At 38.2% G+C, this 12,699-nt stretch carries 9 protein-coding genes; 4 read left to right on the top strand and 5 right to left on the bottom strand.

The features are described from left to right. Positions 1–92: 92 nt before the first annotated feature. Positions 93–746: a response regulator transcription factor gene (locus tag H5200_RS09675; RefSeq protein ID WP_145235295.1), complete on the top strand. Its 654-nt coding sequence runs from the start codon at positions 93–95 to the stop codon at positions 744–746. A 76-nt stretch (positions 747–822) separates the two neighbouring features. On the opposite strand, the gene purU is transcribed toward H5200_RS09675, so the two are convergent. Further along, entirely contained in the window at positions 823–1,653 is an 831-nt protein-coding gene (gene purU, locus H5200_RS09670; protein ID WP_182717186.1) for a formyltetrahydrofolate deformylase, read from the bottom strand. Positions 1,654–1,882: 229 nt separating this feature from the next. Here purU and H5200_RS09665 point away from each other — a divergent pair, with 229 nt between their 5' ends. The 3 genes from H5200_RS09665 (at position 1,883) to H5200_RS24000 (ending at position 6,758) form a co-directional block, all read left to right on the top strand. Further along, a complete protein-coding gene (locus tag H5200_RS09665) occupies positions 1,883–4,780 on the top strand; it encodes a PKD domain-containing protein (protein WP_182761383.1) in 2,898 nt (965 codons plus the stop codon). A 207-nt stretch (positions 4,781–4,987) separates the two neighbouring features. After that, positions 4,988–5,257 (top strand): hypothetical protein, encoded by a 270-nt coding sequence (locus tag H5200_RS09660; RefSeq protein ID WP_145235301.1) that lies wholly within the window; start codon positions 4,988–4,990, stop codon positions 5,255–5,257. Between the two features lie 148 nt (positions 5,258–5,405). Continuing rightward, positions 5,406–6,758 carry a PQQ-binding-like beta-propeller repeat protein gene (locus H5200_RS24000; protein ID WP_259398733.1) on the top strand — a complete coding sequence of 451 codons (1,353 nt, stop codon included), beginning with the start codon at positions 5,406–5,408 and terminating at the stop codon, positions 6,756–6,758. Positions 6,759–6,805: 47 nt separating this feature from the next. Here H5200_RS24000 and H5200_RS09650 read toward each other — a convergent pair whose 3' ends face one another. The 4 genes from H5200_RS09650 to H5200_RS09635 all read right to left on the bottom strand — a co-directional run bounded on the left by H5200_RS09650 (position 6,806) and on the right by H5200_RS09635 (position 12,619). Further along, positions 6,806–10,030, bottom strand: coding sequence for a serine/threonine-protein kinase (locus H5200_RS09650; RefSeq protein WP_182761382.1), 3,225 nt, complete (start codon positions 10,028–10,030; stop codon positions 6,806–6,808). A gap of 8 nt (positions 10,031–10,038) precedes the next feature. Beyond that, positions 10,039–10,608: a sigma-70 family RNA polymerase sigma factor gene (locus H5200_RS09645; protein ID WP_145235307.1), complete on the bottom strand. Its 570-nt coding sequence runs from the start codon at positions 10,606–10,608 to the stop codon at positions 10,039–10,041. Positions 10,609–10,676: 68 nt separating this feature from the next. Further along, the gene (locus H5200_RS24350) at positions 10,677–11,702 is read right to left on the bottom strand and encodes an AraC family transcriptional regulator (RefSeq protein WP_182731522.1); all 1,026 of its coding nucleotides are present in this window, start codon (positions 11,700–11,702) and stop codon (positions 10,677–10,679) included. After that, the gene (locus H5200_RS09635; protein WP_182731521.1) at positions 11,699–12,619 is read right to left on the bottom strand and encodes a GGDEF domain-containing protein; all 921 of its coding nucleotides are present in this window, start codon (positions 12,617–12,619) and stop codon (positions 11,699–11,701) included. Before H5200_RS09635 ends, H5200_RS24350 begins: the two co-directional genes overlap by 4 nt. Between the last annotated feature and the right edge of the window lie 80 nt (positions 12,620–12,699).

Raw genomic sequence — 12,699 nt, 5'->3', positions numbered from 1 at the left:
CGTTAAAAACTTGATTAGAAGTTGATTCTAAACGTAGTATATCGGCTGTCAGCTATTTGATAGATGGCAGCCGAATTCATTAGGAGTGAACCATGAGTCAGTTTTTAATAGCGGATGACCACCCGTTATTTCGCGAAGCACTAAAAGGGGCATTAACGGCAAAGTTTGATGGTTTAGAGGTTTTTGAATCTGAAAATTTTGAAACTACATTGCAAGTGCTTAGTGAACAAGAAGATTTAGATATCTTACTACTAGACCTACATATGCCTGGCAGTGGCGATTTATATGGCCTAATTCGCATTCGTGAAGATTATCCAAGCTTGCCAATTGCTGTTGTCTCTGGCAGTGAAGATATCAATATTGTTTCAAAAGTTATGAGCTACGGGGCGATGGGATTCATTCCTAAGTCATCATCATCAGATGATATTGCCGGAGCAATTAATCAAATACTCGATGGCGATGTATGGCTACCACCTGAGCTTAAAGACAAAGTAGCGAGCGTTACCAATGAAGATAAAGAAATCGCCGCTCAAGTAGCCTCCCTTACCCCACAGCAATATAAAGTGCTGCAGTACTTACACGAAGGTTTGTTGAATAAACAGATCGCTTATGAACTACATATTTCAGAAGCAACGATCAAAGCGCACATCACCGCGATATTCCGTAAGCTTGGAGTGTATAACCGCACGCAAGCGGTGTTGATAGCTGCAAAATTACAACTCGAACCTATCGAGCAAACACATTAAGTACAGTATAAAAGTAGTCAATAATAAAAAAAATAAAGAGGCGTTGAGCCTCTTCATTCTACTCTATTTCTAGAACCTAGCTAAATACGACGGTTCGATTACCATTAATAAATAGCTTATGTTCTGATGCTAATTGCAGTGCTTTACAAAACACTGTTTTCTCTACATCTTTGCCCATTTTAGCCATCATTTCAGCGGTGTTTGCATGGTTTACATGGGTGACGTCTTGTATAATAATCGGCCCTTCATCAAGCTCATTATTAACAAAATGCGCCGTCGCACCAATGATCTTCACACCCCGTTCAAATGCCTGATGATACGGTTTTGCACCGATAAAAGCAGGTAAAAATGAATGATGAATATTGATAATTTTACCGTCAAAACGGCCTACAAATTCAGGGCTTAAAATCCGCATATATTTGGCAAGGCCAATGATATCGGGATTGTAGCTGGCAATTAAGTCACCCACTTGCAGGTCGTGTTCAGCGCGTGATAACCCTTCATGGCTGACCACATGAAACGGCACATCAAAGCCCTTCGCCAATGGCGCTAAGTCAGGGTAATTAGCAATCACAGCCAATACTTCAATATTCAGTGCTTGCTCAAATTGCTTTAGCAATACGCCCCCTAAGCAGTGGGCTTCTTTAGTCGCTAGTAACACCACTTTAGTTTTCTCGTCAGTGTGCAGTGCTAATTGCGCGCCATCGGGTAACAAAGCTTGTAATTGATTTAAAAAATCTGGATGTGGTTGGCCCGTTAGTTCAGTGCGCATAAAAAAGCGCTGAGCATCTTTATCTACAAATTCATTATTGCGGGTAATATTTAAATTATGCTGATGACAAAGCCCGGTGATTTTCGCTATTAAGCCGACATCATCGGCACATTGCGTGGTTAGTATCGTGTTCATTTTTCCTCATTCTAATCCCGTGAACAGTGGCTCCATTATTTGTTAATTTGTCACAATAGCAAGGGCTTTATTGAGAAATTCAGTATTACCTAAATTGCTATAAGTGGAAAATAAAAAAATATTTTAATTTTGTGAGAAATTATTATACAGATTTCGTTATGGGTTATTTATTGTTCATTATCTTATTATCGTCAGGTAGACAAAATATAACAACGAAAGGGATAATTTTATGAATCTAATTAAATCAATGCTTGCGGCATCTATTTCGCTGGCTTTATTGTCTGGCTGTGAATCTGATTTTGTTGATCACCCTGATGAGCCTATAAATACCGCACCAGTTATTAGCGTAAGCGATACAGCAGTAGTTGAAAAACAAGCTATTTCAATCAGTGCCACAGTGCAAGATGAAGGCCCCGTTACTTATCTTTGGAGCCAAAATGCAGGGTTGTCAGTTGCATTAGAGAACACCAATACAGGGACTGTTAGCTTTATTGCGCCAAGTGTTAGCGAAGATAAAAAAATATCTTTAAATTTAACTGTTACAGACAGTGAAGGTTTAACGAGTGAAAAAAATGTTGTAGTTGATATTCAACAGCAGCTGGTTAAATTATCACTGGAAGGCATAGCAACAGATTCCCCCTTAATTGACGCGGCTATAAAAGCCAAAATAGGATCGCAAGAGTTCACGACAACGACAAATAGCGATGGTTATTATAGCTTAGAGTTAGCACTTGACGATGATGCTGATATGAGTCAATTGGTGACAATTGAAGCACAGGGTAAAGAGCAACAACAAGCCGCTTTGTTGCAGTCACGACTAATGAGCTTTGCAAGCTTAAAAACGAAAGCGGGCGATGACGCTGTACTTACTAATGACGAAGACTTTTCGGTAAATATTACTAATCTAACCACAGCAAAGTCGGCGCTTTTGGCGCGAGAAAATTTATTCGTAGACATTAAAAGCGAGCAAGACTTGAAACGCTTGTCGAATGAGATTAGTGCTGATGAGCTCGTTAAGGTTGCTACGACTATAAAAGTTATTTTGGACAAATCAACGAGCAATGAATTATTTGCTTTACCCGAGGGAGTAAATAATGTTTTAGAGCTGGCTTTAGATAATGAAAAAATGACTCAGTATATTAAAAAAGTGGAGCAAACGCCCGAGTTTAGCCAGGCCCAAGAAGAAATGCTAGCTGATGAGAAGGTTGTTCAGTCTACAAAGACTAATAACATTAAAACTTTTTACTATAATCGTGGCAATTTATCTATTAATCAAGTTATTGAATTAGATAACGACGGCACTGGTCGTTACCTTCTTCAAAATTATGATGGTCGCTTCGACTGGATATATCAAAACGATGTGTATACCTTAAATAATCCTGAAGGTTTTTATGCTTATCAGACTACTGCTGATATTGAAATTGATGGTGAAACAAAGCGGGTTCGCCAAGAGGTTACTACTTATAAAGCAGAGCTAAAGTTAATTGCGGCAACTGAAAATGGTTTTTTAGTCAAAGAAACTGAGTATAAAAATGTAGAGTACCCAGATGGTGAGTTAGAAAATTATCAACTCACTAACGAGTCTATCCTTAAAGTATTCACTCAAAATGAGCAAGTTGATTTTACCTTCGCGCAAACTCAAAACCCTATTGCATTGCCTGCACCGCATATTTTCGTTGATCAAGTATCTCTTGGTGCGATTACGTTAATGTTAAATGACGATGGAACAGGTGCTGTTTCAGAGCTTGGAAATACGCCTATTACTTGGCGAATGATAGAAGATAATAACAAACAGTCATTACATATCACACTGAGTGATTACGATAATGAAACAATACTATTTAGGCAATTAACAAGTGATGGTGATATTGCAACGTTTGCTGCATTTAGTGAATTTGACGGAATTAAAAATGCGAGTGTAGGTACTGGCAGCATTATCGACGAATCAGAGACATTCAATATTGCAACAATCCCTGGAATATATAGCTACAACTTTGATGGTAAGAGTTTAGATGAGTTTTGGTTTGAGCTTTGGCCTGATGGCAAAGCTATTTCGATGAGTGTGTACGACAGCAATGAGGATGGGCAATTATCAGTTGCTGAAAGTCGAATTTATGCTGGTAACTGGCATCTTGATGATGACATTCTTACAATAACGCGAAACCTAAATGGACGAGATGATTGTTACTACGTTGAGCAAGATCCTAATTGCTGGTTGTGGAATACTCGGCAATGGAAGCTAATTGAACAGATCGAAGATACTATTTATGTAAATAACATGCATCAATTTACCTATAGCCAAGGTGAGGAACCAAGAGAGAAAACGTTCGATAATCGCAAGTTTAATCGAGCAACTGAGCGGCCTATTTCGTCTCCACTACCTGATGAAATTTTACAACAGATAGGCTATCAGCCCCCTGTTTCTTTGACTGGCCTAATTAGCCCTAATAACTACTTGGGTAAGCGTTTGTATTTTACAGATCATGATTATAAAGTGGAAGGCGAGCTTGGTTATTTTCAATTTGATGACAATAACTCATTTCAATATTATCAAGATAACAACCTATCAACAGGGACTTACCAGATATTTTCTGATAATCAATTAATATTACGCGATGGTTCATCATTAATGTATGGGGCTAATTATAGTTTATTAATTGGCTCGAGTAATGTGGTAATTGCTACTTTTGAAGAGCATATTTGGCCGCATTTTACTAGCGAAAACGATGCCAAAGAATACATGAGTATTGTTGCCGACAATAAACCAGTAAGTAACGTCGAACATTTAATCGGGCGCGATATATATATGGTCGACCGAGATCGAGATGATCAGTGGGTGGTTAGTTATTTGAAGTTTGATGAAGATAAAATCACAATTTATAGTGATGAAAGTTTCACAACCATTAATACAGAGCTTGATTACAGTGTTGATGACACAGGCATGATTAGCTTCCCGGATGATCAAAATACAATGTACTTATCGTTAGTGACTGATGAGTTTAATATTATTATTACTAATGATGTAGGAAATAGCAGTAAAGATTTTAACTATTTCTTATTTGATCAGCAAAAAGCAAAAGATTTTGTTAACAACACAAATGCATTAAGAGAAAGCGCACAGCGTTAACTCCACTTACAATCTTTTAGTTTTAACAAAAATAAAGCGCGATAATTTTTATCGCGCTTTTATTCGTTTTAGTGGCCTGCAAAATTACCGTCGCAGAGATTTTATATCACGTAAAATGTGTAAATGTTAGGTTATAAGGCCGACGCGGGGTAAACCCTTAAAAGAACGGGGGTAAACCCGCTGTTATGGTGTTGTATGGAGGTGATTGTGGCTCGTTTAATTTTTTGTTGTTTGATGGTTGGTGTTTTACCAGGGTGCGCGATGAGTGACCCATCTGCAGAGATTGATGAAAATCAGTATGTATATCCTTATAAATGTACACATAAAGGAGAGGTTGAATATCATTCAATCACGGCACGTGAGCCTTTAAGTAAAGCGTTTTTAGCTAAAATGCAAAATGCATTGCACGAGGGCTTTGAGCTAGACCCTAATAGTTGCGTGCCTGTAGAGGCAATACCAGACGCTAAGAATAAGTAATTCGTCTCAACGATTTAGTAACGCCATTAAGACAGATAAAAATATTTTAAATTTATGAGAAAAATTTAACTTCTATTCGTGTCTGTCATTGTTGTGATTTCTTCGTAAAATTTATTTAGCTATAAATAATAACTATCTAAGGAATTACATGAAGTTACAGTTTGAATCACCTAAAGTTAAAACATCAATTTTATTCACGTTCAGTCTTCTTCTATCTGCTTGTGGAGGTGGTAGCGATGACTCACAAACTACAAAATCTGATGCAGATAAACAGCCAGATAAAGTAGAAGCGTCGCGCTTAGTGTGGGAAAAATTATTACCAACAACAAGCTTTGCTTATTACTCGTCACCGGCACTTAGTGCTGATGAGCAAACAATTTATATAGGCACAGCTAAGAATGTACGCAATGACCCCGCAGGCAGTGATTTGATGGTAGCTTATAACCGCAATGGCAGTGAAAAGTGGCGTTACACTTTGCCTAATGGTGAAGAAGTGCGTTCAAGCCCTGTTGTACATAATGAAAATATTTATTTCACTGTTGATAAGCGAGTAGGTGAGTTTGAAAAAGCATATCGCGATTTAGTAGCTCTAAATAGTAGCGGCGAGCAAATGTGGCGTCAACGCGTATCTGATTATGGCTTTCAAACAGGTTCTGGTTTAACCAAGGTTGCGGCTTTTGAAGGCCAAGTTATATATACCGGTTTAGATATCCGCGCTTTTAATGCGCAAACGGGTGAGAGCTTGTTTGAGCGTTTATGTAACTGTGCAGAGCGACAAGACCGATTTGTAAATGGAGCGGTAAATCACAATGGAGAATTGGTATTTTATGATGAAGGGCGTGTACTTAAGCTTGATTTAAATAGTTATGAGTTAGTTGGCGAATTCAAAGATATAGACACCTTTGAAGGTGACTTGGTTTACTCTACTCCAGCTATTGATTCTAACAATAATATTTACTTTGGGTCTGAAGCCGGAGTTTTATACAGCTTTGATGATAATTTGGATCTTCGTTGGCAGTTTGAGTTAACAAACCCGCAGGTGTTCGAGGCGCCATACATTCGCTCATCGGTAGCGATAGATGAGTCGCGTAGTACGATTTATTTTGGTACAAAAAATAATGATGATAGTGAGTTTTACGCACTCGATATCAATGATAAAAGTATAAAATGGCAAGTGGCAATTACCGGTGATGTTTATGTGTCTCCTACCATTGGCGATAATGGTAATGTGTACTTTTCTTCAGAAAGTAATTTACTTTATACATATAAACCAGATGGCACGCTTGCATGGCAATATGATTTAAAAGCAAATGTAACTTGGTCTTCTCCAGCTATCGATAGTCAGGGGGTTTTATACATAGGTACTTTATCTGAAAGTAATGTATCGGCCGCAAGTGCAACAGGTAAGCTTGTGGCTATTCAAACCGACAGCACAGGTTTAATGCCTAATACTTGGTCTAAAATTCACCGGGATAATCAAAATAGTGGCGTGGTTAAGTAAAGTTAAAGTAAAGCAGTCGCACTAGTGTGCGATTGCTTTAACTAAAATTACAACGGGTTTACCACTGAGAACCGTTTATCAGAAACACTCCAGTAACCCAGATCAGAGACGATTAAAATTTTATAATTGTTACCTCGGCCATTAAAGAGTGCAGGGTCTAAGTTAAACTCTCCTGTATTTGGCAGTTCTTCAGCGAACTGGTACCAGCGCCTATTATTCACGATATTTAAATCCACTTGTTGCTTATCGCCAATTCCGCGAGAGTCATCATGCAGAACATACATAGCAACGGTTTGTCCGTAGAGTTTATTGGCGTTCCAGGTTATCGTTTTTTGCTGACCTACAGGGTAAATATCAAGGGCTTTAGGTGTGATAATAGTTGTAACCAATTTGTCTTTTAGTAAAAAGTGCTCTAAACCGTTATCAACAGTTTTACCTGAAGCAATACTAAAGAAACCATCAGATAGGCTCCAATAGCCTAAATCGCTGATGAGCATAAGTTTAAAGCGATTTGTGCCATTGGCCATAAAATGATAAGGGTCAATTTGGGCTGTTCCCGTGTTTTTTAAATTAGTTGCCGCTGGGTGCCAATCAATTTTCTTCAAATTATTAAAATCATCAAAGCTGTTAACTTTATAGTTGACGGTATGATTGACTAATACACTTATCGTATTGCCAATTAATCGTTTGCTATCCCATTCAATCGTAAATTCAGAGCCTATTTTTAGTTGGCTTGCATGTTTAGGGGCCGTGATCGAGCTAACTCGCTTTGTTTCACTTATCGCGTTGATATCTCTGGCAGGGCTAAATTGGTTCTTTGTGGAGTGTGATATATGGTTTTGCTTTTCGAGTTGTGCTAACCACTGTGTGTGTGGATTATTGTTTAGCTTATTAATAGTCGCTATTAATTCAAATGCCAAGGGAGAGTTTGATTTAGCATAAACAATGAGCTGCTGCATTTGCTGTGAAGTTAAAGTATTAAACATATTTGTTTTTATCACAAGCTCTAACCATTGAACTTGCTGTTGCTTGCTTAGTTGTGTTACGTCAATATCAAATAATGCTGTTTTATTCAGTGTATTTTGTTCATATTGCGCCGTGTATTTTGCTAAGGTGATATCGTAATATTGGCTTGATTGTTGTGTACCATTGGCAAGCCATAGCTCTGCATTCTTTAAGGTTTGTGAGTACTTACGCAAACTTAAACCTAGCATGGTACTTTCATAACGCCCCTTCATGCATTTTTGATCACTTGTCGAACAATGTAGTAGCTGTTTATTTAAAAAGTTATTTGCTTGCAAATAATCACGTTCTTTTAGGTAATATTGATATTGCTCATATAGTACAGTACTAAGTTCATGTTCAAAGTTTGGGAGTAGCTGTTGATAGATAAACATGGCTTTATTCAGGGCTTGTTCTTGCGCAAGTTGTGCACCTGCTTGAGCATATAAATTTGCCGCAAAATGGTTTAATTTTGCGAGCTCACAATGTAGTGGGTGGTAGTTATTCGCAGCATTTTTTAATGTTGAGTCTAGTAACTTAATTGCTTGGTCTATTTGATTATCTTCTATCAGTAGGCTGCTTTTCATTAACGATTGCCATGCTTTTTGCGAGGCAGACGTTGCTGTCGTATTTTCATTCTCGAGAATTAATTGACGGCTGAGTATAGGGTGATTATCACGATGAGTAAAAATATGTATTAATAATTCCAGTTTTAGTTCTGATGCATCGCTATTTTGAAAAGCTATTTTGATCTGCTTTATGTCACCAGCTAAATAGCTATCTTTAGTAAGCCAACCAAGCAATTTAATGTTGCTGTTTTGAGGGTTTTGCTGCGATAGTTTTTGCCAAAGAATTCGTGCTTTTTGTTGTTGATTTAATTTAATTAAACTTTTAATTTTTAATATTTGCATGTCAATCGAACTATCGCACAACGCCAATATATCTAAAGCTGCTGTAAAATTTCCATGCAAGTATAAGCTTTGGGCAACGGTTAAGAGTACGCTTTGTTGGTTTTTTGGGCTTAATTGACTCTGCATTACTTGTTCAACACCAGCAAGTAACAAGGCCGATACCGACAGTTTTGCACCTTGCGGCGCTAGCGGTGTGCTGCTAATTAGTAAGTTTTGATAAAAGTTGAGCAGTTCATACTGTTGCTTTGCGGCTTGCTTTTGTTCATCTTGATAAAGAAATAAGCTAATACAGGCGACACCCAAAAAAGCGATAGTTGAGGTTATTAGAGCAGCAGTAAGAGGGGAGCGTCTTATAAACTTACCTAATATATATGTTTTTGAGTGTTTAAACCAAAGTAATGGACGATGCGCCAGATAAGCGGCGATATTTTGTTTTAATGTATCTGCTGATGCAAAGCGTTGCTGTGGTAGTGGCGCCAGTGATTTATTGATGATTTCTTGAAGCTCTGTACTAATAGGTTGTATAAGTAGTTTTTCTAAAATACGCCCGAGGCTATAGATATCAGCTTGGGTTGTTAAGCTTTCACCAGCCAGTTGCTCTGGGCTTGCAAACTCGTGACTAAGCGCTTTTATATATGCGTTATGTAATGGTATTTCATGATTCATGGAACTGGAACGCGCAACCCCAAAATCAACAAGTTTAGGTTCACCATTGTTATCTACTAGGATATTTGAAGGCTTTAAATCTGCATGGATCACCCTATTTTGGTGAGCATACTCAACGGCATCACATACTTTTTGAAATACCTCTAACCTTGCTTTTTGCGAAAGGTTTTTTGCGTAGTTAATTAATGTATCACCGGCTATATATTGAATGATGATGTAAGTGCCAATACTGCATTTACCGACATCTAATACGCTAGCTATATTGGGATGTGATAATTTGGCAAGATATTGCGCTTCTTGTAAAACATGTTTTTGTCCATGTAATTGTACAATGGATGGATAAAATAACTTAATCGCTACCTTTTGATTTAACTGGCCATCATTTCTAGTCGCCAAGTAAACTGCACCCATTCCCCCATAGCCAATTAATTGCTCTAACCTAAAGTGACTTATTTCGCCGCCTTGCAGTTGTAAAAGCTGATGATCATTAGTAAGTAAATTTAATTGGCCATGTAATAAGTCATTAAACAATGAGCTTTGATCATTACTTGTATGTGCATTTATTAATTGCTTCACTTCAATGATGAATTGTTCATCAGATAGTTGTAATTGCAGCAATCCTGAGGTTAAGTTGTTGGCATGGTGTGTAAGTAAGTGTTCAAAACACGAAAGCGCGTCTTTAAATTGATTCATTAATTATCTTAATTTGTTTGAATACGCACTTTTATAAACGCTTTAGCAGCATCTAATTCGCGATAAATAGTAGCAAGTGAGACCTTGAATTGTTTAGCTAGCACTTTAGTATCTAGGCCCAAAAAGTAATGTTGAGAGAATATTTGAGCTTTTTGCGGATGATTTTTTTCTAGATGATTTAGGGCGCTATCTAATGCTAAAAAATCCTCTTGGTGTTTTAGTTGATCGTTTTGTTGCTGGATTTTTTCTGCGTTAGGAGTGCGTTTGAGAGTTTGAAACTTGCGAATTTCATCGCGTAAAATATTACGGATAAATACACTTAAATAAGTATTAAATTGTGTTTGGTGATTAATGCTTTGTTGTGGCGGGATTAATTCAATAAGTGACTGATGTAGTAGCGATCCAGTATGCGGTAAGTGCTGCAATACATAGGTTGAATCGATTTCATTACGGTAACCTTCTAAATGTACATGACAAACTTGTTTCAGGTGGTAGTAAAGCCGAGCTTTAAGTTCATCAGCACTTTGCGGGCAACCATTTTGCCAGCCATTGATTAGATCTTCTAATGATGCCTGCATCGATCTTCCTTATTTCGATATTTCAATTAATAAGGTACATTTGCGGGACTTTAATTACAAGTGTTAACTTAATGTTCGTTAATCAATTCTCTCAGCTGTGAGGGAGTCGTCCCAGTCCAGCGTTTAAATGCGCGGCGAAAGTTAGTTAAGTCGCTAAAGTTAAGTTCGCCTGCTAGGGTTTCGTTACTTTGCGCTAAAGTGGCGATATTAAACACCGCGGTTTGGCGATTGATACAATCTTGCAAGGCGCTAAAACGAGTATGATGTTGTTTTAGTTTTCGCTTAAAAGTGGCGGGGCTCATAGCGAAATGCTGGGCAACTGTTTCGAGGTTTTGTTGTGGTTGAGCACTAATATGATTACGCACTAATTGCAGCCAAGGCGCAGCGGGTAAAGGGTGCTGCTTTATGGTTGCTAATGATTGCTGCAGCAGGCTCGGACAGCTATCTATTAAGTGTTTGTTATAAAGTTCATCACTAATACTGACCATAAATAATTGTTGTGAAAACTTGCAGTTGGCTTGTAGGTTAGTTTGATATTGCTCTATGTGTGAGGGCTGCGCATAGGGAAACGAAAAACATAAATCACTGTTATTACCTATTCGCCATTTACATGTTGCAGCGATAAAACTGGCAAATAATTCGCAGCAAAATTGTTCTACGGCTGCATTTATTGCCCCGAAGCTGAGGTTGATAATGAAGTAATGTCGGCCTTGATGGTATTTATGTTCGGCATTAAATAAGTTAAAGCCATGCAAAGGAGTGCGTGTGAGTAGTTTTTGCAGTGTGCGTAAACTTTCTGCTTGAGAAAATGCGCTATATAACGGATTGTGATTAAGTAGTTTTCGCCCTAGTAAAAAACTGAGTTGGTGTTGATTATCAAATTGACGACAGTTTTCTTGTAATCGATAAAATTGCTCAACACTGATCGAAGCCGTTCCAGCTGCAAAATCTTGATAAAATAATCGAGTTCCTTTGAGTAACTTATCAGGGTGTACCCCTCGGTGTTTGGCTAAATCAACTAATTGCGCTGCCCATGACTGTAAACCTTGATAAGGAGAGTCGATATAACTGCTGTTACTAAGGCTTGCACTCACGCAGTATGTCCATGTAAGTTTTTGTTCGTTAGTAATTTTTGATGCAATTGACTGAGTAAACCAGAGGTCGAATCACGGTGCGTTGCGGCTACTAAACTGGTGTGTACTTTTTGTTTGTAGCTCACTGCTTTGTCGCTGCTATTAAACGAAAACGCTTCTAAAGCACTGACTAACGATACGCTTAGCTGCTCTGCGACAGCGAGTTCGGTATTGGGCAACATGACAATAAAGCAATCACTGGCGTAACGGCAGACTAAATCTTGTTCACGTACATTCAAGGTGATCACTTGAGCAAACTCTTGTAACAGCTTATCGCCTTCTGCATCACCAAATTGACGATTAAACCGATCAAACTGAGCAATATCTAACATCAGTAATGAAAATCCATGCAGGCTATGGTGGAGCAAATTTAGCTCGCGGCTGATCTGGCTTTTCATATAATCGGCGCTAGCTAGTCCGCTGATAGCATCACTGAGTTGATGCTCTCGATAAAAGCGCTCGCGATTACGTAATTGTTGATTAATGGTCATTTGCTCTTGGTGCCAATGATACAAAGCCATGGTCATTAAAATCATCCCAAATGGTGCAGGAATGGATTCAATAGTACTGAGCCATGCTTGTTCATTGCTGTAATATACAAATTCATCAATAAAATCGAGGGTCATCGATAGATTCATAATCGCAAGGCCTGAGAATAATAAGTTAGTTACTCGTCCCTTTGGCCTACTTAATAGAATAAAAAAGATCCACAGCAGGGTCATGGCAGTAATACCGCCTTCGCCACCTACATCAAACCAATCGATCTGGCTATGGCCTTTATAGTGACCGTAGCTAAGTGTCAGGGTTAATACGCTGGTTAACATCACCACTAAGATAAGCAGTAATGAGCGATGTAATTTTAAAAACGATAAATTCATTGTCAGCTCAATAGGTATATTTGATAGGCAGAATAAGCAAACAGCTTAAACACCACTAGGGTCAGATTAGCTCACAGTGA

The sequence above is a fragment of the Pseudoalteromonas sp. SG43-7 genome (assembly GCF_014164295.1).
GTDB lineage: Bacteria > Pseudomonadota > Gammaproteobacteria > Enterobacterales > Alteromonadaceae > Pseudoalteromonas > Pseudoalteromonas rhizosphaerae.
This window is presented reverse-complemented; position numbering and strand designations above follow the sequence as displayed.

Excerpts from the sequence above, each read along its gene's own strand:
- purU (WP_182717186.1), bottom strand. The coding sequence starts at position 1,653 with ATGAACACGATACTAACCACGCAATGTGCCGATGATGTCGGCTTAATA.
- H5200_RS09635 (WP_182731521.1), bottom strand. The coding sequence starts at position 12,619 with ATGAATTTATCGTTTTTAAAATTACATCGCTCATTACTGCTTATCTTA.
- H5200_RS09645 (WP_145235307.1), bottom strand. The coding sequence starts at position 10,608 with ATGCAGGCATCATTAGAAGATCTAATCAATGGCTGGCAAAATGGTTGC.
- H5200_RS09650 (WP_182761382.1), bottom strand. The coding sequence starts at position 10,030 with ATGAATCAATTTAAAGACGCGCTTTCGTGTTTTGAACACTTACTTACA.
- H5200_RS24000 (WP_259398733.1), top strand. The coding sequence starts at position 5,406 with ATGAAGTTACAGTTTGAATCACCTAAAGTTAAAACATCAATTTTATTC.
- H5200_RS09665 (WP_182761383.1), top strand. The coding sequence starts at position 1,883 with ATGAATCTAATTAAATCAATGCTTGCGGCATCTATTTCGCTGGCTTTA.
- H5200_RS09675 (WP_145235295.1), top strand. The coding sequence starts at position 93 with ATGAGTCAGTTTTTAATAGCGGATGACCACCCGTTATTTCGCGAAGCA.